The 23,794-nt window shown below is 41.0% G+C and carries 27 protein-coding genes and 1 pseudogene; 6 read left to right on the plus strand and 22 right to left on the minus strand.

Going from position 1 to position 23,794, the window contains the following annotated elements:
* Positions 1-16: 16 nt before the first annotated feature.
* Positions 17-1,066: a thiamine-phosphate kinase gene (thiL, locus tag FCR06_RS00645; protein ID WP_138496936.1), complete on the minus strand. Its 1,050-nt coding sequence runs from the start codon at positions 1,064-1,066 to the stop codon at positions 17-19.
* Between the two features lie 264 nt (positions 1,067-1,330).
* Positions 1,331-2,437 (minus strand): peptidylprolyl isomerase, encoded by a 1,107-nt coding sequence (locus FCR06_RS00650; protein WP_189523297.1) that lies wholly within the window; start codon positions 2,435-2,437, stop codon positions 1,331-1,333.
* Between the two features lie 295 nt (positions 2,438-2,732).
* Here FCR06_RS00650 and efp point away from each other — a divergent pair, with 295 nt between their 5' ends.
* The 3 genes from efp to FCR06_RS00665 all read left to right on the plus strand — a co-directional run bounded on the left by efp (position 2,733) and on the right by FCR06_RS00665 (position 4,376).
* On the plus strand, positions 2,733-3,299 hold the full coding sequence (gene efp, locus FCR06_RS00655) for an elongation factor P (RefSeq protein WP_138496937.1): 567 nt from the start codon (positions 2,733-2,735) through the stop codon (positions 3,297-3,299).
* Positions 3,300-3,408: 109 nt separating this feature from the next.
* Complete coding sequence (gene accB, locus FCR06_RS00660; RefSeq protein WP_138496938.1) at positions 3,409-3,966, plus strand: acetyl-CoA carboxylase biotin carboxyl carrier protein; 558 nt, start codon at positions 3,409-3,411, stop codon at positions 3,964-3,966.
* A gap of 62 nt (positions 3,967-4,028) precedes the next feature.
* Complete coding sequence (locus tag FCR06_RS00665) at positions 4,029-4,376, plus strand: ArsR/SmtB family transcription factor (RefSeq protein ID WP_138496939.1); 348 nt, start codon at positions 4,029-4,031, stop codon at positions 4,374-4,376.
* Positions 4,377-4,447: 71 nt separating this feature from the next.
* On the opposite strand, the gene FCR06_RS00670 is transcribed toward FCR06_RS00665, so the two are convergent.
* Entirely contained in the window at positions 4,448-5,083 is a 636-nt protein-coding gene (locus FCR06_RS00670; RefSeq protein WP_138496940.1) for a GerMN domain-containing protein, read from the minus strand.
* Positions 5,084-5,423: 340 nt separating this feature from the next.
* Entirely contained in the window at positions 5,424-7,238 is a 1,815-nt protein-coding gene (locus tag FCR06_RS00675) for a proline--tRNA ligase (RefSeq protein WP_138496941.1), read from the minus strand.
* 257 nt (positions 7,239-7,495) lie between these two features.
* Between FCR06_RS00675 and FCR06_RS00680 the strand changes: the two genes are divergently transcribed.
* Together FCR06_RS00680 and FCR06_RS32310 are read left to right on the plus strand one after the other, a co-directional pair.
* Positions 7,496-8,887: a 1-acyl-sn-glycerol-3-phosphate acyltransferase gene (locus FCR06_RS00680; protein ID WP_138496942.1), complete on the plus strand. Its 1,392-nt coding sequence runs from the start codon at positions 7,496-7,498 to the stop codon at positions 8,885-8,887.
* A gap of 28 nt (positions 8,888-8,915) precedes the next feature.
* Entirely contained in the window at positions 8,916-9,089 is a 174-nt protein-coding gene (locus FCR06_RS32310; RefSeq protein ID WP_189523282.1) for a hypothetical protein, read from the plus strand.
* Positions 9,090-9,226: 137 nt separating this feature from the next.
* Here FCR06_RS32310 and FCR06_RS00685 read toward each other — a convergent pair whose 3' ends face one another.
* The 18 genes and pseudogenes from FCR06_RS00685 to FCR06_RS00775 form a co-directional block, all read right to left on the minus strand.
* On the minus strand, positions 9,227-9,805 hold the full coding sequence (locus FCR06_RS00685) for a Uma2 family endonuclease (RefSeq protein WP_138496943.1): 579 nt from the start codon (positions 9,803-9,805) through the stop codon (positions 9,227-9,229).
* 340 nt (positions 9,806-10,145) lie between these two features.
* Positions 10,146-10,691, minus strand: coding sequence for a (2Fe-2S) ferredoxin domain-containing protein (locus tag FCR06_RS00690; RefSeq protein WP_138496944.1), 546 nt, complete (start codon positions 10,689-10,691; stop codon positions 10,146-10,148).
* 113 nt (positions 10,692-10,804) lie between these two features.
* Positions 10,805-11,008, minus strand: coding sequence for a putative nitrogen fixation protein NifT (nifT, locus tag FCR06_RS00695; RefSeq protein ID WP_138496945.1), 204 nt, complete (start codon positions 11,006-11,008; stop codon positions 10,805-10,807).
* A complete protein-coding gene (locus tag FCR06_RS00700) occupies positions 10,983-11,270 on the minus strand; it encodes a nitrogen fixation protein NifZ (protein WP_138496946.1) in 288 nt (95 codons plus the stop codon). The genes nifT and FCR06_RS00700 overlap by 26 nt, the downstream gene beginning before the upstream one ends.
* Positions 11,257-12,390 (minus strand): homocitrate synthase, encoded by a 1,134-nt coding sequence (nifV, locus tag FCR06_RS00705; protein WP_138496947.1) that lies wholly within the window; start codon positions 12,388-12,390, stop codon positions 11,257-11,259. The genes FCR06_RS00700 and nifV overlap by 14 nt, the downstream gene beginning before the upstream one ends.
* Positions 12,391-12,874: 484 nt before the next feature.
* Positions 12,875-13,072, minus strand: a complete 198-nt coding sequence (locus FCR06_RS00710) for a DUF2949 domain-containing protein (RefSeq protein WP_138496948.1) — start codon at positions 13,070-13,072, stop codon at positions 12,875-12,877.
* A 283-nt stretch (positions 13,073-13,355) separates the two neighbouring features.
* Positions 13,356-13,601, minus strand: a complete 246-nt coding sequence (locus tag FCR06_RS00715) for an Asr1405/Asl0597 family protein (protein WP_138496949.1) — start codon at positions 13,599-13,601, stop codon at positions 13,356-13,358.
* Positions 13,602-13,688: 87 nt separating this feature from the next.
* On the minus strand, positions 13,689-14,450 hold the full coding sequence (gene cysE / locus FCR06_RS00720; RefSeq protein WP_138496950.1) for a serine O-acetyltransferase: 762 nt from the start codon (positions 14,448-14,450) through the stop codon (positions 13,689-13,691).
* Positions 14,451-15,049: 599 nt separating this feature from the next.
* Positions 15,050-15,232, minus strand: coding sequence for a hypothetical protein (locus FCR06_RS32320; protein WP_189523284.1), 183 nt, complete (start codon positions 15,230-15,232; stop codon positions 15,050-15,052).
* 606 nt (positions 15,233-15,838) lie between these two features.
* Entirely contained in the window at positions 15,839-16,315 is a 477-nt protein-coding gene (locus FCR06_RS00735) for a hypothetical protein (protein WP_138496951.1), read from the minus strand.
* A 90-nt stretch (positions 16,316-16,405) separates the two neighbouring features.
* Positions 16,406-16,849 carry an HNH endonuclease gene (locus tag FCR06_RS00740; RefSeq protein WP_138496952.1) on the minus strand — a complete coding sequence of 148 codons (444 nt, stop codon included), beginning with the start codon at positions 16,847-16,849 and terminating at the stop codon, positions 16,406-16,408.
* 9 nt (positions 16,850-16,858) lie between these two features.
* A complete protein-coding gene (locus FCR06_RS00745) occupies positions 16,859-17,113 on the minus strand; it encodes a hypothetical protein (protein WP_138496953.1) in 255 nt (84 codons plus the stop codon).
* 25 nt (positions 17,114-17,138) lie between these two features.
* The gene (locus FCR06_RS00750) at positions 17,139-17,363 is read right to left on the minus strand and encodes a type II toxin-antitoxin system HicB family antitoxin (RefSeq protein ID WP_138496954.1); all 225 of its coding nucleotides are present in this window, start codon (positions 17,361-17,363) and stop codon (positions 17,139-17,141) included.
* Positions 17,342-17,586 (minus strand): annotated as a pseudogene (locus tag FCR06_RS00755) (type II toxin-antitoxin system HicA family toxin). Before FCR06_RS00755 ends, FCR06_RS00750 begins: the two are co-directional and overlap by 22 nt.
* A gap of 53 nt (positions 17,587-17,639) precedes the next feature.
* The gene (locus FCR06_RS00760; RefSeq protein WP_138496955.1) at positions 17,640-17,864 is read right to left on the minus strand and encodes a type II toxin-antitoxin system HicB family antitoxin; all 225 of its coding nucleotides are present in this window, start codon (positions 17,862-17,864) and stop codon (positions 17,640-17,642) included.
* Between the two features lie 263 nt (positions 17,865-18,127).
* Entirely contained in the window at positions 18,128-18,379 is a 252-nt protein-coding gene (locus tag FCR06_RS00770; protein WP_138496956.1) for a DUF6887 family protein, read from the minus strand.
* Positions 18,363-18,506: a DUF6888 family protein gene (locus FCR06_RS34700; RefSeq protein ID WP_411267972.1), complete on the minus strand. Its 144-nt coding sequence runs from the start codon at positions 18,504-18,506 to the stop codon at positions 18,363-18,365. Before FCR06_RS34700 ends, FCR06_RS00770 begins: the two co-directional genes overlap by 17 nt.
* Before the next feature lie 129 nt (positions 18,507-18,635).
* Complete coding sequence (locus FCR06_RS00775) at positions 18,636-21,353, minus strand: NACHT domain-containing protein (protein WP_138496957.1); 2,718 nt, start codon at positions 21,351-21,353, stop codon at positions 18,636-18,638.
* A 955-nt stretch (positions 21,354-22,308) separates the two neighbouring features.
* On the opposite strand from FCR06_RS00775, the gene FCR06_RS00780 reads away from it, so the two are divergent.
* Positions 22,309-23,640, plus strand: coding sequence for a PQQ-dependent sugar dehydrogenase (locus tag FCR06_RS00780; RefSeq protein ID WP_223279997.1), 1,332 nt, complete (start codon positions 22,309-22,311; stop codon positions 23,638-23,640).
* The last annotated feature ends 154 nt before the right edge of the window (positions 23,641-23,794 follow it).

Raw genomic sequence — 23,794 nt, forward strand, 5'->3', positions numbered from 1 at the left:
GACAAATGAGAAAGGACTAATCACCAAAATGTTGAAATCCCTGACTAAGAGTGAGAACTTGGTCAGGGAATTTTTTTTGTTCGTCGTGCAATAGTATTGTGGAATCTGGTGTAATTCTGCCAACGATCGCAGCACCTTCACCAAGATGTTCTACTAAAGCTGATGCTGGTTGTTGTGGTAAGCACAGTACTAATTCAAAGTCTTCGCCACCGTATAAAGCATATTCCAGCGCTTGCTCTGGTGTCAGCCAATGGTCAAAAGCTGTTGGTAAGGAAATTTGTCTGAGTTCTAATACCGCACCAACGCTGCTGGCGCGACAAATTTGGATTACTGCATCTGCCAAACCATCGCTGCTATCCATACCAGCAACAGGAATTTTGGATTTGAGATTTGAAACTTCGGTTTCGCTCAGTCGAACGACTTTGGATTGGGAATTTAAGATTTTTTCGAGGATGGGTAAGACATCTAATCGTGGCTGTGGACGCTGATGTGCGTTGATTAGAGCCGTCTTTTGTTCGGCGTTAAGGTTTTGTCCTGATTGAGGATGCAAGAGCAATTCTAAGCCAGCTCTTGAGGCTCCATGAACACCTGTAACGACGATCGCATCTCCCACAACAGCGGCAGAACGACGGATAATTTGACTGGGGTGAACTTGACCAAAAGCAGTAATTGCCAAAGTAGTCACAGGTGATCGCACTACATCACCCCCGACAATCGGGGTATTGTACTTTTGCAGGCATTCTGTCATTCCCTGATATAAACTTTCGACCCAATTCACGCTCAAATCTCCCGGAAGTCCCAGTCCAACAGCAATCCCCAGTGGGAAAGCACCCATCGCTGCCAAATCTGACAAATTTGCAGCCGCGGCACGCCAACCCGCATCTTCTGGGGAAGTGGTGAGGTTGCTAAAATGCACACCGTCAACCAGCATATCTGTTGTGACGACTAAAGATTGTTCTGGTTCCGTCACCAACACAGCTGCATCATCACCAATAATTTCTGGGGAACAGAAACGGTGTAATCTTGCTAAAAGACCTTGTTCACCAATATCTTTGACTTTAGTCATTAGTTGTTCTCCCCCTGCTCCCCTGCCTCCCCATTATCCCTTATCCCCACAGGGGCCCCACCTTCCCCAGATTTTACGAAGAGACTGTGTCTAGTGGCGACCAGCAAATTGGATCGCGGACTTTTCCAGAAATAGCGATCGCACCCGATAAAGTGTTTAACGCTGGCAATCTTCAGTTAGGGGAATTTAGAATTTAAGAGTTAGAAATTAGAAGTTTTATCTCCACTCATCTAGCTCATCTCTCCCATCTTCCCCTACTCTCTGTTATGCGGCTTGCGGCTCAACCAAATTTTCTATGCCCTGAACCACGGTTGCTGATTCAATTTTGTCGCCTGCTTTGAGTTTATCTAAAACTTCTTTCCCCTCGGTAAGATAGCCAAAAACGCTATAGCGACCATCTAATAGGTTACGTCCGGCAGGAGTAAGTTCTGGTTCAAACAAAAAGAAGAAAAACTGCGAAGAACCTCCATTCACTTCACTTTCGGGACGAGCCATCACTACTGCACCAAAAGCAGAAAAAGGTAGAACTGGCATATCAATGTAACGACCAGCTTGTTCTAGAGTAACGCCGTAGGTAGGCTCTTTGTCTCCTTCAACCAAGACTTCTAAAGGAATGGCGCGGTATTTGCCTGTGTTTGGGTCAATAAAACCCACTTCTTTTCCAGGTGGATCTCCAGTTTGCAGAAAGTAAGATTCTTCAGAACGGGTAAATTCTAAGCCATTATAGAAACCCTTGTGCACTAAATCCACAAAATTACCAGCAGTGACAGGGGCGCTGTAACCATCTACTACAACGGTGAGGTTGCCTTTATTGGTTTTTAAATCCACTGTGGCACGACCTTTAAGTTGTGGCAAGTTACTGTACTGAGCTGGGACTTCAAAGGGAAATTCCTTCACCATTGACTGTTCTAGCTCAGTGATCAGATTCAGCAGTTTAGTTCTCTGTTGCAAAATTTGTTGTTTATCTTTGCTGTTCGCCAATTCTTGCAGGTTAGCCACACCAGATTTCAACTCGTTAATCCAAGCTTCTGCTTGGGGTTGGCGTTCTTGGGGAACACTTGCTAGGATTTGGGAGGGTTTATCAAGAATGCGGGATGCTTGGCTGATGTCTTTGGAAATAGCACCCCAGCGCCGATTTGCCCGCAGTTGGCTAGAGATGTCCTCTAAACTAGCTTGTAGTTGCCGCACAGGTTTGTTATCTATTGGGAGTGCATACCGCAACAAAGCATTACCGTCAGTAATTGCATTGCCAGCTGGCAGCGCGGCGCTACTAGAGGGAGTCCACCCAGCTGTAGTTATGCCTAAAAATATTGTTACCAGCAGTATTGCTATTAGGCTGTTCTTCAGCCAGGATTTTAATAAGTTAAGCATGGAATAACTCAAATGCAGCATTGATATTGTTGACTGGACGTAGCCCATCAATAATCTTCCCACAGTAGGAGTACCCACTGCCTAATACTGAGTGCTGAGTGAAAAAATGAGTCAGATGAGGTAGATGAGTCAAATGAGCGAAACTACGCCCACCACTCCTAACTCCTCACTCTTAATCAGCACTGGGCAATCACAATGCTCCATGCCGATGATTAAATAGCGAACAACTAATGACTAATTACTCCGCTTGAAGGGTACAATAAATGCCGATTGTCTTCCAAAACTTGAAAGTTTCATGATCTCCAGCAACGACTTTCGACCTGGTGTCTCAATTGTATTAGATGGATCTGTATGGCGAGTGGTAGAATTTCTCCACGTTAAGCCAGGGAAAGGTTCCGCCTTTGTACGAACTAAACTGAAAAATGTTCAGAACGGGAGTGTGGTGGAAAAAACCTTCCGGGCAGGGGAAACAGTACCCCAAGCCACTTTAGAAAAAAGCACAATGCAGCATACCTATAAAGAAGGCGATGAGTTTGTCTTTATGGATATGGAAACCTATGAAGAAGGCAGATTGAGTGCAGCACAAATTGGCGATCGCGTAAAATACCTCAAAGAAGGTATGGAAGCTAACGTCATTCGTTGGGGGGAACAAGTCCTAGAAGTGGAACTGCCCAACTCTGTAGTTCTAGAAGTCGTGCAAACAGATCCAGGTGTAAAAGGTGATACTGCCACAGGTGGTACTAAACCAGCTGTTCTAGAAACAGGTGCAACTGTGATGGTTCCTTTGTTTATTTCCCAAGGAGAACGCATCAAAATTGATACCCGTGATGATAAATATTTAGGCAGGGAAGGTAAGGAATAAGTTTGGATTCCAATCTCAAACAAATCCCGATTTCAATCCCTATTTAGGGATTAAATCCCTGCCACACTTAAAAATGCTAATTTACGGATAGGTCGAGGTAATAAAAACTGTGCCATTGGACTTTAATGAAATCCGCCAACTACTGGTAACTATTGCACAAACTGACATTGCAGAAGTCACGCTCAAGAGCAATGACTTTGAACTAACAGTACGTAAGGCTGTGAGCATCAGTAATCATCTGTTGGCGGTAGGTCAAGCGACCTCAAGTGGTGTAGTAGGTTCGGGCTTATCATCGGGTTTTCCTACAGCAAACCAGATGGCTACAAGTCAGGTAACAGAGGTGGCGACAGGTCGGATGTTTGAAAATGCTGCACCTGGAACACAATTACAGTTGTCAGTCAATCCCCCCTCAACCATTGACCAGAGATTAGTAGAAGTGCCTTCCCCGATGGTAGGGACATTTTATCGCGCTCCTGCACCAGGTGAAGCACCATTCGTGGAAGTGGGCGATCGCGTCCGCAAGGGTCAAGCAGTCTGTATCATTGAGGCCATGAAGCTGATGAATGAAATCGAAGCCGAAGTCTCTGGGCAAGTGATGGAAATTCTGCTGCAAAATGGTGAGCCAGTAGAATATGGTCAACCTTTGATGCGAATTAACCCTGATTAAGTATTAATCTATATATCAAATGACTCATCGTTAAAACTTTCAAACCTTACGGGTTAATCCTGATGAAACAAACGTTGCCTTTACCACCAGAAGTGGTGCAACAAGTAGCTGAATACTTCAGCCTGTTAAGTGAGCCAATGCGTCTGCGGCTGCTACACTTACTACAGGATGAAGAAAAATGCGTGCAAGAGTTGGTAGAGGCAACACAGACTTCTCAGGCAAATGTGTCAAAACACCTGAAGGTAATGTGGCAAGCAGGAATCCTTAGCCGCCGCAGTGAAGGAACTTGCGCCTATTATAGAGTAGAAGACCAAATGATTTTTGAGTTGTGTAATCGGGTTTGCGATCGCCTCGCCACAAGGTTAGAACAGCAAGCCCGTAACTTTCGTGTCTTGAATAGTAAACGGTAAGTCCTTTGTTATTTGTCTTTTGTCATTTGCTCTTTGTCACAAACTAATGACCAATGACCAATGACTAATGACTAAAGCGGATAGTTTTTGTCAAAGCTTTCACGAGTTAGTGGTTGTTCTAACTCTAMACCTTCACCGCCCAAAACATMTAAAGGTTTACTATTTATGTCAATGTACACTTTGGCTTTGGGATTTAAAGTTGTTGCAGTATAAACAACTTGTCCCACACGACCGATCATTGAGGCACTACCGCCACCACTGGTAAATTCTTCAGATAAATTAACGCGAACTTCATCATTGTCCGCTTTTAGCCCCAATAATTTGGTTCCCTTAGGGATAGTTGTAAAATCTTTTCCTTCTAAATCTGTCCCTTGTGTTGGCCCTGCTAACAAGCTTTGGAAAGCAGCTTCTAAAGCTTGGTTGGGTCGTACAGCAGCTACTCTAGCTACTCTTACGGGCTGGGGAACTAAAGCAATATTTTTATCCTTTGGTCTAAGCCAATAAACATTAGCAGTTTGCTCATTGACTGGCTGCCTAGTTGATGGCTGTGCTGGTTGTTGGATACGTTCAGAGGGTTTGGTTGGTGTAGGAGCATTATTAGATTGTGTAGTTAACCAAGCCACGCCGCCACCCACCGCTACAACCGCTGCTGAGACAGCTGCAATTATGCCTGGAGAAATACGATTAGATCCTTGTTGGTCTTTCATGTTCAAAACCTTCCTGACTGAGGGCTGAGATGGTAGTTATGTGAGGAGCAGCCTGGTTAAAGACGATACGGGCAAGTGGAGAGTTTCCTGCAATTTAGAGGAGGTTTGATGCCTCAAAATCCGATTATTTTTAATTTTGCAAGTCCTTAATCCGATTTTAGAATTTACACTTCTAATCCGTCACCTGCCAAATTATGTAAATCTCATTCTTGCTGGAGATGATTTAATATTGAATTTACAACACAGAGGAACGCTGAGGATAACGCAAAGGAATGCAAAGGAAATATGACAAAAGTCCTAAGTGAAGAAGTAATTCTGCGAACCTCTGCGCGAATGATGTTTAATTTTTCACCTCTATTCCGGTGGTAATCCACTTATGAAGTGTGGTTGTAAGTTCATCAATGGGTATTTCTTGAGATTTACGCGTAGCTCTCTCTACAACTTCGACTTTACCATTGGCGATCGCTCGCCCGGTGACAATTCTGTATGGTATGCCTATCAAGTCTGCATCTTTGAATTTCACTCCAGCTCGTTCATCGCGGTCATCGAGTAAGGTTTCTATTCCGGCTGACTCGAGTTGGGTGTAAAGTTTTTCGGCGATTTCGACTTGTTGAGCATCATTAATATTAGGAATTGTGACAATCGCGTGGTAAGGTGCGATGCTAACAGGCCAAATAATCCCATCTTTATCGTAAGATTGCTCGACGGCAGCTTGGGCTAAACGCGATACGCCTATACCAAAACAACCCATGATTAATGGCTTTTCTTCACCCTGTTCATTGGTATAAGTTGCTCCCATGCTTTGTGAATATTTAGTGCCTAATTGGAAGATGTGACCTGCTTCAATTCCCCTAGTGCTTTGTAGGACTTGTTCTGGGTTGTGCATAGCGCGATCGCCTGGTCTAGCTTTCCGCACATCCACTACTTGCTCGGGTAATTTAAATTGCTCATTCCAATTAGCACCGACTACGTGAGAGCCAGTTTCATTCGCCCCTGTAACAAAGTTTTTTAAATCAACAGCTGTTGGATCTACCAAACGTAAAAATTTGGGATGGATTTGTTGATTGGCGGCAATATAATCATCTGCGATGTCTGGCGCAATGTAGCCTAAAGGCAGAGATTTCGCCGTCCATGTTTGCTGCGCTTGGGAATTTGGTACGCTCAAACTAATAATAGTTGTAGCCTTATAGTCAGAAGCTAATTTGGTCAATTCATTTTGTAACTTGACCTCATTAACTTCCTGGTCGCCTCGGATGCTCACCAAAACCAACACCGTTATACCATTGTTATAAACTGTTTGGTAAAGGACGTTTTTCACTACCTGGGTAGGAGAACATTTGAGGAATTGAGAGACTGTTTCAATCGTGTCTGTTCCAGGTGTATCGCGTTTCTCATAGCTTGTAAACCGTGAGGGTTCAATATCAGCTGGTAAAGAAACTGCCTTTTCTACGTTAGCAGCGTATTTACCATCTTCAGTGTAGAGAACTTCGTCTTCCCCAGCTTCCGCCAACACCATAAATTCTGTGGAACCAGAACCACCAATAGCACCAGAATCAGCTTCCACTGCCCGAAAAGCTAAACCAGAACGCCGCAGCATATTGCTGTAAGCTTGATACATATCCTGGTAAGTTTCTTTGAGGCTAGCTTCATCGGCATGGAAAGAGTAGCCGTCTTTCATAATGAATTCTCGTCCGCGCATCAAACCAAAACGGGGACGAATTTCATCGCGGAATTTAGTTTGAATTTGGTAGAGATGCAGAGGTAATTGGCGATAGGAGCGAATCATATCACGAGCGATCGCTGTAATCACTTCTTCATGGGTGGGGCCTAATCCTAATTGTTGCTCGCGGCGGTCAATTAGGGAAAACATAATCCCCTCAGCTTTGGTGTAAGTATCCCAACGTCCCGATTCCTTCCATAAATCAGCGGGTTGTAATTGTGGCAAAAGACATTCTTGGGCACCTGTAGCGTTCATTTCTTCACGCACAATCTGAGAAACCTTTTGCAGTACCCGCCACATCAACGGGAGATAAGCATAGACACCACTACCGATGCGACGAATGTAACCTGCACGCAGTAATAATTTATGGCTAGGAATCTCAGCATCAGCTGGATCATCCCGCAGTGTAACGAATAACATTTGTGATAGTCGCATCGTTTATTACCTTTCCAAAATCACTAATTTCTATGTCAACTCAAGTTTGAATTATCAAGGATAAAGTACAAAGGGACTGGGGAAGAGGATGGGGGGATAAGGGGATGCAAAGATGGGGGAAAGAAGAATTACTTTCTCCTTCATCTTCCTATCTCCCCACCTCCCCATTACCCCTTATCCCCAGAGGGGGCCCCACCTTCCCCATCTTTCTATCTCCTCCAGTCCCCATTCCCCAGTCACCTTAGGAGAAAAATACCTTGTCTAATGTAATTTATCAAGCACAGCCACCTTTAGAATTTATTCCTCCAGCGTTCAACCCTTTATTTCTACGAGTTGTGCATCTGTTGTTACCCAGTTGGATAAATTGGCAAACACCTATTACCAAAATTGAAGCAGACAATGTAGAAGTTCTGGTAGATCTCTATCGCCAGTTTCAGGAGGGAAAGATCCGTTTTATATTGGCTTTTCGCCATCCTAAAACTGACGATCCGCTTGGTTTGGGGTACTTGCTGTCTCAACTCGTGCCAAAGGTAGCACGATCGCAAGGCACAGCGCTACAACTTCCGATTCACGCTCATTTTATCTATGATCGCGGCATTCCTCTATGGGCAGGTGCCCACGTTGGTTGGATTTTGTCTCAGCTAGGTGGTACTCCGATTCAGCGGGGTAAGGCTGACTGGACGGGGTTACGTTCGGCGCGTGACTTATTTGCTAATGGAAAATTCCCAATGGCTGCGGCGCCAGAAGGTGCTACCAATGGTTTATCAGAAATTATTAGCCCCCTGGAACCTGGTATTGCCCAGCTAGGCTTTTGGTGTGCTGAGGATTTGCAAAAAGCTGGACGTGAGGAACAGGTTTTAATTGTACCAGTTGGGATTAAATATAGTTACGTTGATGCTCCTTGGGATGCGATCGCCAATCTTTTGAGTGAATTGGAAGCGGCTAGTGGTTTACCTGTGAATCCACAACAACCAAGTAATCTTACTTCTATAGAATCGCTTTATCCTCGTTTGTTAACTTTAGCAGAACATTTACTTTCACTGATGGAAGTATTTTACACGCGTTTCTATCATCAAAAGCTGCCAGATGCGAAGATTGTCGCCGAACAAATTCCAGATAGAAATCAAGCGTTAGCAGTTCGTTTACAAGCTTTATTGAATGCAGCACTGTTAATATCAGAACAGTATTTTGATTTGCAGTCTAAAGGTACTTTGAGTGACCGTTGTCGGCGAGTAGAACAAGCTGGCTGGAATTATATATTTAGAGAAGAATTTAAAGATGTTAAAGGAGTATCTGCTGTTGAAAAAGCTTTAGGCGATCGGATTGCTGAAGAAGCGAATGCGCGGATGTGGCATATGCGTTTAGTAGAAAGTTTCGTGGCGGTTTCTGGTAACTATATTAAAGAAAAACCAACAGTAGAAAGGTTTGCGGAAACAACTCTAATTTTATGGAATATGATTGCTAAGATTGAAGGTTATAAAGTTGTCAAGCGTCCGCAATTGGGAAAACAAAATGTAAAACTTACTGTGGGTGAACCCATATCTATTTCTGAACGTTACCCAACATATAAAGAGAATCGTTTGGGTGCTAGACAAGCTGTTGCTGATGTGACGAATGATTTACAACACGCGTTAGAGGCTTTGATTTGAGAGGAAAATAATATTCCAAATTTCTCAATTGGCTACTCTCATTATGGTGAAAAAGGGAATCGTCTGTCATCGCCTAGAAGGTTTTCGAGGCAGAGAAGACGTGCGTCTGGCTTTAGAAGACATCAAACTCATCTATAATCAGAGATACAATACTCACACAGCATCTCTAATCCAGATAGATCCGGAATTTGCAGCGGGTTGAGAGCTATATAGTATCAACAACTCTGACCAATATTTTTATTAATTTTTTCAATAAAAATAGAAAGCTTAGTTTGTATAAATTTTTTAGCGAAGGAAAGCTGAAACAAAACGTGCATCCTTACTCACATCAATCTTAATTTAATAGTCTGGAAATACTTTAGATAAATCCAGAACTAAATCAGGAAAAGATGGCAGATTAACTGATTCATTTGGCAGATAAATAAACTTATGTCGATAACCAAATTTACCTTGTAAACTTTGATAAAATTCGCTATAACATTCTAGATAATTATCTACTAAATTAAATATCCAATAATCAAAAATACCTGCTTCTGCATAAATAGGTAGCTTTTCCTCCTGGTCATATTTTAAGGAGGAATCAGCAATCTCAATTAAGAGTAAAATATCAGATGGACTGGGATGATTTGCTAAATAATCGTCATCTCTATTTTTTGCAATTACTCTATCTGGTTCAGGCTCACTGTAATTAGATAAAGTAATTGGTTGTTGTCCTCGCAAAATTGCACGCTCTCCTATTAGCTTATATAATTCTCGCTCTAGGCGTGTTTCACAAACAGAGTGCAGTGTACCTTTAGCTGTCATCTGGATTATTTCGCCCTTAATTAGCTCAACTCTGTCATTCTCTTTAAAGAAGCTGAGTTCAGCTAGACGATGATATTCAGCTATTGTAAAGCGTTTACCAGTGGTGAGACTCATAACAACTACGAGAATGCAGAGTAATTTTTATCTTAATATAGCTGTAGCTGATTAAACTCATGCGATGGATGATGGTGAGGTGTTTAAGTCTTGTTTATCAGGTTCTATACTTACACCGTTCCAAAGAAAGTCGAAATAAGTTTGCAGTCCGGTTAAACGAGACTACAGAAAATTTATCTAATTGATGTTTGTATTTAGTATTACTAAGTTTGTAGTAGTTATAACTTAGCTGATCGCAGTTTGACAAGGACACTAAAAAGACAATACCAACGAAAAATAGGGATAAAAATTTTACCCCTAAAAAGTTGTGTATGATTTGAAGAATAGCTAGAGAAAGCTACTACTGTTCGGTTAAATGACTTTCTAACAAAGATGCGATCGCCTCTGGATGAATGTTCTTATATTTCTTTTTCCCAAGTTGTAAAACACAGTTGGGGGCACTGCTGCAACATTTTTGGCAGCTGGTCTGTTCAATGGTAACTTTGTCTAATAAACCGCGATCGCACAACGTTTTTTCTAATTCTGATAATAAGCCTTTACCGCCACGCTTGAGGCAACCTGACTTTTGACACACCATAATCTTGGCTTGGGGTTCGAGTGGCAAACTTTGAATTGGACAACCGCCAACTGGTGTTACTCGATAAGCTTTGATTTTTATTTCACCTGTGCGCGAGTCTAACTGACTGTGAGCAAGAACGCGAATTTGCTCGCCAGGAACTAACGACAAACTTAGAGAACGACGTAAATCTTTTGGCAATTTAATTTGCATAGTTCCGTCTGGAACTGCCAATTGCAAATATTTATATTTCTTTGGTTCAGCACCAACAAAACCTAAAAACTGCCCCTCTAGGTTCAATTCTGATAACGTAAAATACTTGTTACTCATGATTGATTAAAAGTTAGTTATTGGATATTGGGTACTGGGTATTGAAAATTGGGTACTAGGTATTGAGGATTGGGTTAGGAAAACTCTTTCCCAGTCCCTAGTCCCCAGTCCCCTTATGCAAGCCGTTTAGCTTCCACAGTTTGCGGTAAATTGGCTACATCTGGTAATTCACGAAATTCTAATTCCCAGCCATTTGCTAAGGTGAGAATCTTACCTTCATTGCCATCAGTTTGTTTGACTACTTCTTCTTCTAGGTCTTTTTTAGCAACGTAGACTACTAAAGTGCCGGCATCATTCACGCGTAGCATTACTTTCATGAGACTCCTCAACAGATTCTAGTTCTCTTTTCTTACAGCCGACGACAAACCCTGTTTCTATGAAATGCACAGCATAGATATAGGAACTCTGCAAATATGTACCGATACTTGCTATGTAACCAATATCTCCTTTGTTTGCTAAAACTTGGCCGACTTCTTTACCAGGAAACGTACCATCGTTTTTGATTAGTTTGCGAAGTCTAACTTTTTCACCAATTTCAAAAGCGGGTGGTAAGTGTAGCTCTAATTCATCGCGTTGCATGAGAATACCTCTGTTCTCTGGCCAAATTCAACACTTCTTCGGTCGTGAGGCTGCGTTTTTTCTGTACTGACTGATGGCGCACTGCGTCTAAGACTGACTGGGTTTCTTGTGAGTTTAAGAAAATTCCATACTGTTGTAGTAAGTTGGAAACTAAATGCCGACCAGAATGTTTACCTATTACTAAACGTCGTTCGCAACCCACTTCTTCGGGAGCAAATGGTTCGTAGGTGATCGGGTTTTGCAGGACGCCGTGACCATGAATTCCGGATTCGTGAGCAAAGGTATTTTCACCAACGATCGCTTTCCAAGGTGGTACGTCCGCGCCTGATGCAGCAGCAACTAATTGAGACAGTTCCAGTAAACCGGAAGTTTCAATACCCAAATCAACCCCGTAGATGCGTTTGATTGCCATGACAACTTCTTCTAGGGCTGCATTTCCGGCTCTTTCACCCAAGCCGTTGACTGTGGTATTCACCGATGTGGCACCAGCTTTGATCCCAGCAAGGGCGTTGGCAGTTGCTAAACCAAAATCATTGTGGGTGTGGATTTCTAAGGGAATCGTCAAAGCGGAAACTAGTTGCTTCACCTTTGTGTAGGTGGTAAACGGGTCGAGAACTCCTACGGTATCGCAGAAGCGGAAGCGGGATGCACCCCATTCTTGGGCGGAGAGCGCTACATCTAAGAGGAAGTTTTCATCAGCTCTGGAAGAATCTTCTCCCCCGACTGCTACCCAAAGACCGCGATCGACGGCGAAGCTGATGGAGTCTTTAAGTTTTTGGAGACTTACCCGCCACTGACCATGAAACTTAGTGGCAATTTGAATACCAGAGACGGGAATGGCAATATGCACTCGGTTGAGACCGCAGGCGATAGAAGCCTTAATATCTGAGATGATAGCGCGGTTCCACCCCAAGAGTTTTGCTTGCAAACCTAAATTAGAAATTGCAGAAATTGCCCGTGTTTCTTCCTCACCCATTGCTGGTATCCCAACTTCTAATTCCGGGATACCAATGGCGTCGAGAAATTTGGCGATCGCTACTTTTTCTTTTAAGTTGAAAGCAACACCAGCCGCTTGTTCGCCATCACGCAATGTAGTGTCATTAATTATGATTTGATTCATTGCAAATATCCCTCTCTTGGAAGTATTCTTAATATTCTTTCTCTCGGAAGAATTCAGTCATCAGGAGTCAGAAGTCAGAATTTCTCAAGAATCTAGTAGGATTAGTATATTTATTTATTAAATTTTCTCCTAATTCTTTAACTATTCTGAGTTCTGAATTCAGAATCCTGAATTCTTCCTCTCGACAATTTTCCGTGATGGTAAATGCTAAAAATATCACAATATATATGCAGGATACATGATCCTTAATTATTGCTCAATTAGCAACATCACATCTGTATGACAGAGAACCAAAAACTGGTATAATTCCTAATCTTTTTTACTGATGTTGCTGTAAATTTGGTCGAGCAACAACGAACTAATATAGCTATTAGCGTATCCGGAAAAAACTAAAATACAGAATCCAGCAATTAAACTAGTAATCATCTCAGTCACCTCATTTTTTTTGAGCATTGGTGTGTAGTGTAGCCCAGCTACAAATTAGCTAACCTTGTTCTGCTAACCAGTCAAAAATCTGTTCTAACTGTTCTAAGTTAACCAAACCATACTGCCAGAGAAGCATCGGTAAGGGGCCATTTTCTAACTCACGGTGTCGTAGCGCTACAGCAATATCCGCATTTGAAAGTTCAAGTTCATGGTGCAAAAAGTTGAGGAATTTAATGTCTCTGTTACGAGTTGGCATAGTCGAACTTTCAATTTCTTCAGTTAGGAAAGAAGTAAAAATCAGAAATTCCTATTTTGGGTATAGGTAGATGGGAGAATTCCTAACTCCTGAATTGTGAATTCTCTTGTATTTCCGGCATTCTGTAGGAATTCTTCTCAGTTTGCAATAGAATTTGCTAGCAGACAGTAACTTCAACTTCTAAACCTGTTCAATATTTATGCATTCCTACAAAGAGCTATGTTTGTGTGATGAATTCAGGATTAATATTGTCTAGATTCGGTCTTTCAATAAAATTTAGGACTTAGCACTCATCACTGTAATACCAACAACGCTCTAGCCAATCAATTAATTCATGACGAGAAGCCAGAAATTGCATAACTGTACTACGAATTAGAATCGCTTCTAGCAAATTGTTCACTTGCACCCGTAAAGAACCATCGGGAAGACAGGAACTTTTAATCTTTAATTCTTGCAAACGGTAATAGATTCGCCAGCGATCGCTCAAAGGAATCTGCAATACTTGGTCATCTAAAGTGTTATTTGTCATTTGTCCTTTGTCCTTTGCCTTTTGTCAGTTGTCATTTATGCTTTGTCAGTTGTCCTTTGTTATTTGCAAATGGCCAATGACCAATAACTACTGAGTCTTAACTCCTGATTCCTGAGTTCTGACTTCTAAAGTTTGCAGTTGTTTTTCCAGTTCCTCAATGCGCGATAGCAAAGAACGAATTACGCTTGCTTCAACATCGGGTAGCTTTCCATGTTCTAAAGGAGAAAGGCTGGCACTTTGATTGCGAGAAATAATTCGACCAGGAACTCCGACTACAGTACAATCGCTAGGGACATTCCGCAAAACAATCGAACCTGCGCCAATCCGAACGCGATCGCCAATTTGCAGATTACCTAAAACTTTTGCACCCGCACCCACCACAACATTTTTACCGACTGTGGGATGACGCTTACCGCTTTCTTTACCAGTTCCACCAAGGGTGACGCCTTGATAAATCAGTGTGTAATCTCCGATGATCGCAGTTTCGCCAATCACAACCCCCATTCCGTGGTCAATAAATACACCCTGACCAATTTCTGCACCAGGATGAATTTCAATTCCGGTTAAAAATCTCCCCAAATGAGAAATTAAACGGGGAATAAAACCCACTCCTCGACAATGTAACCAGTGAGCAAGACGATGCAAACACAGTGCGTGCAATCCAGGATAGCAAAACACAACTTCTAGCCAATTGCGTGCTGCTGGGTCGCGCTCAAAGATAATGCGAAAATCACTCAATAATGGCTCAAAAAAAACTCCAGAGAGTAATGTCTTGAGCAAGGATTTCGGTTTTAAATCCTCTTTTTTCAGATTTTGAGGATTCGTAATTCTGTCTAAAGACTGTTGCATCGTTACTCTCTATCTGGTTACAAGAGCCATGTACTATTTTTATGCTTATATCAGGCCACTTCCAACTCGATAGACAACCCAATGCAGATTGGATTTATTGGATTTATTAAGGTTGTACTCAAACGCCAAAACCCCCACTTAAGATAAATTTAAAATTTATTTTGGGGTAGGGGTGCTAGTGTTTAACGACAGGGGTACTGGTATTTTTGGGGCAGGGTTTAAGAATTTCTGTACTCGCTACAAGAAACTTTACCTGTAAGACTTTGCAAAGATTTATTCCAGATATTTTGCGATTTATTAAGCTGTACTCAAATGCACTCAAACATAGGTGAGATGAAAATAAAAGTCAAATTTCTGTATATCCTATTACTATTAGTATCTTATTATTTGGTTTGACAAAAAACAAGTTTCTTTATTTTCTTTTAGGATTTACTGTCTGTGTGGATGTATACCTTTCCAAATATTGCCATAGCTCATGACAGATGTTTTCTTATTATATAGATGTGTGGAAATAGTCAACACAAAATCTTAGAACAGTAAAATAAGTAGATATTCTCATAGCAGTTGAATAATAATAGCACTGACAAATCAAAAAACATTTAACTCTTCTTGTCGGGTGGGCGTCTCGCCCGCCCATAACCAGGGACGGATAAGATGTCCATCCCACAAGTAGTAGATGTAGGTTGGGTTGAGGCACAAAGCCCAACATCCTTAGGACTGGGTTGGGTTTCGCTGTGGTCAACCCAACCTACTTTTGTTCTTAACCCAAGCGTATTGCTCATTAATGGAGTTCAAAGACTCATTAATCAGTATCAAAAGCTTATTAATGAAGTTAAGAAGCTCATTAATGGAGTTCAGAAGCTCATTAACGAGTATCAAAAACTCATTAATGGAGTTCAGAAGCTCATTAACGAGTATCAAAGACTCATTAATGGAGTTCCCCGAACAAATAGCACAGGCATTAGACTTGACTATTTTACAAGTCCAGCAAATAGCACAGCAAACCTCCCCAAATCAACAATAAAGTAAACTTTCTAAATTCATACCTTCAAACGGGGGAAATAATAAATATTGTTCCCTCCCCTTTATAAAGTGAGGGTTAGGTTAGGGTATTTTTGTATACTGCCACAATAACAATTACTAGAATTAATCGAGACTCATTAATGGAGTTCAGATACTCATTAACGAGTATCAAAAGCTGATTAATGGAGTTAAAATACTCATTAACGAGTATCAAAAGCTGATTAATAGAGTTCAAATACTCATTAATGAAGTTCAAAGGCTCATTAATGAAGTTCAAAGGCTCATTAATGAAGTTCAAAGGCTCATTAATGAACATCAAAGACTTATTAATGGAGTTAAAAGACTCATTAATGAGTATCAAAGACTTAAGAACCAGACACAGCTTTAGTAGGTCTACCTTTAATAGCCTTAAAGCGTTCGCCTAACTGTTCAGCCACACTCTTTAAGCCTGGAGTCTTTTTCGATGCAGTCTTGACGTAATCATAAACAGTTAAACTCCCAGTCATAGCTTCACTACCAACAGCCATTAGGGTATCATCTACCTGTTCGGTTAGTTGTTTAATTGAAATTAAAAGCTCAGTCAACACATTGGCTAATTGATAATCCCGAACAAGTTCATCAACATCAAAAGTGGCTGGCAAAATTTCGCGGTTAGACTGAGCAGCCGTGATACTATTGTTCACAAAAGCTAGGCTCTTATCGCCCATTTTGACTAACTTGCGCCGTTCCTCAGTACTGAGAGTAACTAAAAAGGGAAGCTTTTGTTGGATTTTTTGCAGTGCAGCTTTAATTTCTTGGATATCTTGTGGTGAAAGCGAGTCTGTAATATTTTGATAAGCCATCGTATATTTACCTTGGGAGTTGTAATGATGAAGTAGCAATAGTTGCTAAGTGTATGATTCCCATTGGTAAGAGCGATCGCACATCATAACCTATTTATTTATCTGTTTTAGCGCCGATGCTGAGGGATATTGACCAGATTCTATTAAAGCTTGTCGCTCTACAAGCCTTTCATCGCTGTTAAAATCTAGGATGCGTGCGGTGACTTCTCCAATTTCTGTTTGATATTGAATTAAAGCCTCATCTAGTCGAAAATGGTCACCCCAAAAGTCTCTGCGTGGGTTAAAAAACCGCACAAGTTCGCCCGTTTGCCAATTAATTGAGCCTAAATCCGTCCCTTTTTGCAGGTTACAGAAAATACAGGCATAGCAGAGATTATCTGCTGTTGTAGCGCCGCCGTGTTTAACGCTGATGATGTGGTCAACTTGACAACCAGAGGATCTATCTACCTCAGAAACGAGACAGTATTCACAAATATGCTCGGCGCGATCGGCAACTAAACGCCGCAGTTCTGCATTAATATATGGACGAGACATTTTGAATACTTACTGAGGGTTAATGTATGTACGAGCTTTTGCTTTTGCCAAAGTCATAATATGCTCTAGCGTCAGGAAATAATCTAACTCTCGCTGGTCACTTCCAGTAAGACCTTCAGTTTTTGCGCGGTAAACGAGATCCTCCAAACGTTCTTTGGTGGCATCTGAGAGTTTGAAATCGATAACGCTTTGGGGAGTGGTTCCAGCAGCAATAAACTCTATAATTTCGTCGTAGACTTTGGCTGTATTTACAGATGTGTTCATAAATTACCTCTTTAATTTCTAAATTTTATGCAACTTCCAAAGATTTTCCTAGCGTCTTAGGTTCTGGGAGGGGTTCACCATCAGCCAAAGATGATTCAATTAGCATTTCTAAAACTTCTTGAGCATTTTTAAAAGCTTCTTCATAAGTCTCTCCGTGAGTGTGACAAAATTCTCCCCATTCAGGAAGACTGACAACAAAACACTCATCTTCATCAGACCACTGAATAATTATTGTGTAGCGAGAATACATTCTTTTTCTTCCTCTTGAGCATTTTTAATTTCTTCTAATCTTTGAAGTGCATTATTAATGTCTTTTTCTTGGTAGGCTTTAGCATCACTTCCGTCTTTACCTGATATAGTAACCTCCCAGGTAAAAGATGATGATACCAATTAGTGTGGCTACCTTTACCACTACGCGAGGTAAACCCTGCTTGCAGCAATAAGCTTTTGAGTTCTCTGATTTTCTTAGGCATAGCCTCTGTTTACATTTCCACTCCTCTGATTTACCAATACTCTCTTTGCTTATCTATGCAACTTCCAAAGATTTTCCTAACGTTTTAGCCTCTGGTAGAGGTTCACCATCAGCCAGGGATGATTCAATCAGCATTTCTAAAACTTCCTGAGCATTTTTAAGAGCTGATTCGTAAGTCTCTCCGTGAGTGCAAGGCTGTATTATATGCGTAAACTCAGGTAGCAAAACCACATAACATTGGTCTTTTTCTGACCATTGAATCACGATTGTATATTTCATTCTTCTGAAACATAATTACGAATTACGAATTATTAAACTCCAGTTTTTTACCCGACCTTCAGCAATATCTTTTTTACCTCTTTCAAAGGATTCAATAAATCCAGGGATATCAAGTAACTCTTGAGTAGCATCTTCACTCTCCTGATCTGCCAGATATGATAAAAAATCAGCAATCAGGTGTAGGCGTTCTAAAGATAATACATCTAGATATTGGTTTATTTGCTAACGAACGTCTGTGTTGTTCATAATTTTTAGTCAATCTTTTATTCTTGACTTTGAGAATCTTGCTTGCTTTGATTTGCTTGCTCAATGCGTTGCCTAATTGCTTCTTCTGCAATGCKAATATTTTCTTCTATTGGCGTACCGTCTTCAGCTACCATTGGCCCGTACCATGTTGCTTCTGAATCAGGAGTGCGGCGGTCATACAAAATACGCAAAGGCTCGACATCTTCCCGGTGTGCAAGTGCGTAAGCTATTAGTTCTTTGTTAGTCATTGCTTCAAAATTCGGTCGCATTTAAAAACCTCCAGTTTCCATTAGCGGGTACAATGATTTGGAGTTCTTCATTGACAAAAATAAATGCAACTCCGGTTTGGTCATCAAAGCGAAATAGCTCAATACTCCGATAGGTATTAGATAACATCTGGCAGACACGTAGACAGGCTATAGCTTGTGCGTATGTTGGGTAAATCGTCTGTTCCTCAATTGTGACATGGATAATAGTAAGCCTTTCTTTTGCGGTTTCTACTGTGAATAGTAAATCAGCTTATATTTACCCTTCCCACTGCTTTAACTTCTTCTGAGCAAATTCCCGCACTTGCTCATCTGGGTCATTCTCTGTGCGATCGCGCAACAGTGGTAAAGTCTGAGGATGCTGAGGAAATTGCTTGATAATTATCTCCAGTGCAATGCGCCGAGGATTAGTTTCATCCTCTTCCTCGCGTTCAAAGGGGTCATTAATAGCGCAGTTGTGGTAGATGTCAAACAACTCAGGCTGATATTTAAAGTATTTAGCTAATTCTTGGACTGCTACACGTCGCACATACCAGTTATCATCCTGGGTAGCGCGTTCTTTGAGGATGGATTTGGTGTCGGGGTCATCTTTGAAGTGATTCGCTAATTCTTGAACTGCTGCACCTCGAACATCACTGTCATGATCCTGGGTAGCGCGTTCTTTGAGCCAGGTTTTTGTGTTAAGAGATTGTTGCTTGATCGTTGTAATTGCTGTGACTGCTTCAGTGCAAATTTCCTCAAGAAACTCCTCAAGAAACTGATGAGTTTCTTCTTTATCGTAATAGAGGTCTTGATCGTGGTACCAGGGGCGATATTTAGTTAAGTATTTAAGCTTGTCAAATAAATTATTAACCGTTGACGCAATCGCCGAGCGATTTCTCACCTCTAGAAGACACTTAGCCGCTAAAAGGAGATTGACAAACTTTTCCTCTTCGCCATCTTGCGCCATTAAATAATCAAGAATTTCACCAACAAATCTTGGCTCAATCATTCCCGCAATTAACAGCAACACTTCATGCCAACTTTCATCTTGCCAGTGTTTGCCAAAAACTTCATTCTTAAGTTCCTCAATAGTTAGCGTTTGCGTTTCTTTAAACTGCCAGACAAACTCCCAAGCACAGAAATATTCTAAAAATGTCCGATGCACAAAAGCATAATAATCCGCACCCAGGAAACATAACATAAAGTTGCGAGTCCGCAGTTGATTAATCATCACCCGCGCCGCTTCTCTGGGTTTATCAAATTCTATGGTTTTKAGATAATCAGTCAGAACTTTGACTAAATCATTTTCATTAATCAAATTCCCAGCCAAACCTTTATCACCAGTTTGCATCAGATAAGCAACCTGACGCAGCATCGCTTGCTTATCTTTATAATCAATCGTCTTGGGATCTAACCTCTGATCTTCTGTCAAAGCGCGTTCCACATCCCATTGATGTAGCAGTACCCGCGATGCTTGATTATAAAGTTCGGCTCTATCTCTTGGTAGCTCTTGATTCCGATTTAGAATCGCCATCATCGTCAACAGCAGAGGATTTCCCGCCAATTCTGCAATAGCTTTGGAAGCTGCAATTCCTCTTTGTAGCCGTTCCCGTTTTCTCACTTTTTCTGCTGTATCGGTAAAAGTTAACTCATGCCAACGGTAGATAAAATCCTGAATTTGTTCTGAGTCTAAATCTTGTAAGATAAAGTGGCGAAACTCAGCATCACGCAATCGTTGCGGTTTATAGCCAATAATCCGAGAAGTGATAATTACCTGCACATCAGGATAGTCATTAGTAAAGCGATGAATATCAGTAATTACATCTTCTCGCTTACCAGGGTCAAAGACCTCATCCAAACCATCAAACATCACTAAAGCATTACCAGCTTTTAATTCTTTATCTAGTTCAAGCTGATTGAGATGATGAATTGCACCACTACATTGATGGAAGAATTCGAGAAAATTATTGCACTCTTTATCTTCTCGTCGCCGCATATAAGTGCGTAATTCAATTAGCAACGGAATTGGTAATGAGATAACATTATCCAGTGGAGACTCTGCCCAACTCAAAGCCAGAAATTGCAACAAAGTAGACTTCCCGGAACCAGGATCGCCTAAAATCACAAAATTTTTATAATCTTGCTTTTTATTGACAACATCTAAAACTGAACGTATCGGCTGTTCAAAATAAACTCTTTTGTGGCGTTCTAATTCTTCTAATTCAACAGCTTCTACTTGGTCACTTTCTCGCAGCCGTCTAAGATGTTCTTTAGGTAGTTCGTGAACTTGTGGTAAAACTTGATGAGCTTCGCGGACATTTTGAGCAGTAAAAATCCGCCATAATTTGAGTTCGTTATAGGCATAGCCGCTAGTATCTAAACTATCTAACTTGAGATTGCCATAGTGTTCGCGGATTCCTTCTTGATATTTAGTTAAATTAAAATTTACAATAACACCAGTAATCTCTTTTGTATTTGTTTCTATATTAGATAACTTTTGCAATTCTAAGATATGGTGTAATTCTTCGGAATCTAAAAGAAGTTCTTGGACTTGTGTAAAATACTGTTCTGTAATAGATTGCCAGTTAAACTTAGGTGGTAAAGGTTTGAGTTGCAGACTCTTCCAACTATCTTCTAGCTTTTTAGCATCCAGAGATTCACAATTAATATTAAAAGCCTGACCAAGAATTTCTATAACTGACTTATCGCTGAGAAATTTCTGGATATCTTGAGTGTAATCTTTAATTTCATTTTCACTAAGTTTGCAACGAACCTTTAACTGCTGCTGCACTAGTTGTAAAAACTCCTTTAATGCTTTACCAGCAGCAATTTCTATATCTTCCTTCTTAAGCTTCTGGACAATCCTGCCGGGGATGCCTTTCAATAAATCTTTAGCCCAATCTTTAGCAGCATCTTTGGCTAAATCTTCGAGAATGGGTTTAAAAATCAACCCAGCAGCTTGTGTTACACCCCAAAAAGCTAACCAGTTCAGCATAATACTCGCGTCTGTGGAGAGTTTGATTACGAGTATATACACTAGCTTGACTAATGTTTCCGAATTTCAGGGTTATTGCAGAAATAAACCTTTCGTCAGAAGGTACGATGCTTTGCAGCAGTCTTAGCTGTAATTATTCTTCTGTTGCTGGATTCTTTGAGCGATCGCATGACTAAACTAGTAAGTGCTGAGTTGGCACTCTTGAGTCTTATTGCTCCACAATCAAGATTATCTGGATGTATGGCGATCGCAATTTTCTCTACTACACGCTCACTCTGGCTATAACCATCAGCTGCCGCTAATTCTTATAATGGATATTTGCAAGCTGATTACTGCATTTACTAGCTTCAAGCAATTCTTTGAGAAAAACCAAGTCTTTTTAGCTTTTTGACTGCCAAGAAAGGCTGTTAACATGCTTTTAATAATTATTCGTATATTTATTTACAATACAATTAATTTTTGCTACTAAAAAGTTTTCAGTATAAAATTTATATTGGAAAGAGCGATCGCAGATTTTTTCTAAATTTCAGTATATTAAAGTGTATTATACGAAAACTACAGCACTAACAATAACGCTCCTACACTTAATTCATTCTTATAAAGACATTTAAAAGTAATGTTAGTTGTAACACAGTGTTTTCCTTATGTAACTTACAAAGACTTTCTTAACATTTTTAGCTTTAGTAGAGTTTTACCCTCCATTACGGGAACTTACTCTAAGTAAATTCCCCCAGTTACTCATTTGGGTAATTCTCTGTTATGTAGCACAATAATGGTTAAGATTTATATAAATAGAGAAATACACCTAAAGAAATATTTGCAAAAATAATTCCTACTGAGTAAGCTTTGTTGGAGCTATCGAAAAATCGATTAGCTGACAGTTGTGTGTAATATAGACTACTACAAGGCTAGAAGGAAGTTCAAAATGGGTGTGTTTACTCTAAATTCAACACAGATGCTCAGACGCATACTATCTGCATCGTTAGTTAGTTTGATTCCCTCAGTTATTGGTCTGATATCCTTAGAGGTTTTTCCTAAAGCAGCGTTAAGCGAACCCTCAGCCGCATCTGTTCAAACTCAGGTGAAAGTGCCTAGTTCAATGAGCTATAAGCCCTTTAATACCAGCCGTTACTTGAAGGTACCGCCTAACTTCTCCATCTCTGTTTACGCTCGTATAAACCAAGCTCGGTTTATGGCAGTTGCTCCCAATGGGGATCTCTTAGTATCACAACCGAGTACAGGCAAAGTGTTAATTGTGCGGCCAAATGGCAGCAAAGACCCAATTATTTCTAACTTCGTCGTGGGTCTACGCAAACCACACGACATTGTGTTTCATACGATTGACAAGACCACATACGTTTATATCTCAGAGACTAATCAAATTAACCGTTTCACCTACAAATCTGGAGACCTAATCGGCAAAAATCGTCAAATCGTTGTAACTGGCTTACCAGACAGCAGCACACGCGAACTCAAAGGTGCTTACGGTCACGAACTAAAAAATATTGCACTTGATAGCAATCACAAACTATACGTGTCCATCGCCTCCACATGCAATGCTTGCAAGGAAGATACTGTCAGTTACCCACGGCGGGGTGCGATTTACCAGTACAACGCTAATGGAACCAATCAGCGGCTTTTTGCCCAAGGTTTACGTAATGCTGAAGGATTAGCATTCGTCCCTGGCACAAACGATCTCTGGGTGTCGGTTAATAACCGAGACAATATCGCCTATCCCTTCAAGGACAGTACTGGCAATTACGGTAGAGTTATCCCCTCCTACGTGGACAACCATCCGCCAGAAGAGTTTACACGAGTCCGAGATGGCGGTAACTACGGTTGGCCATTCTGCAACCCCAATCCTGACACCTCAACAGGCTATTACAATATGCCGTTTGACCGCGACTATCAATTCAATGCTAATGGAAGTGTTAATTRCAATGCGATGGATAGGATTTTCAAAGGTATCCAGGCGCATTCGGCTCCGTTAGGACTAACTTTCTTACAAAATACGAACTTTCCCAGCTTATACTCAAATGGAGTAGTCATGGCTCTGCACGGCTCATGGAATCGGCAGAAGAAAACGGGCTACAAAATAATTTACTTTTCCTGGAACAGTAACAGAAACCTCCCACAGACTCAGATAGATTTAGTCAGCGGTTGGCTAGTTCCACAAACGCAAGAAGTCTGGGGGCGACCCGTAGATATGGTAGTTGATCGCCAAGGTAATTTGTTAATTTCGGATGACTACAGTGGTACCATCTATAAACTCTCCTACACACAGTGACAACAGCTTAAGCTCACTGTTAACTGTTAACGCTGATTAATCAGCACACCCCAAGTCTGCGTTTTCAACTACACCATTGCTCCAGAGACAGCAAAGCTTTGAATAACAGCATTTTGGCTGAAATCCAAAGCTTTGCTAGTAATCTCTCCTGATA

The sequence above is a fragment of the Nostoc sp. PA-18-2419 genome (assembly GCF_005869855.1).
In the GTDB taxonomy this organism is placed as follows: Bacteria; Cyanobacteriota; Cyanobacteriia; order Cyanobacteriales; family Nostocaceae; genus Nostoc.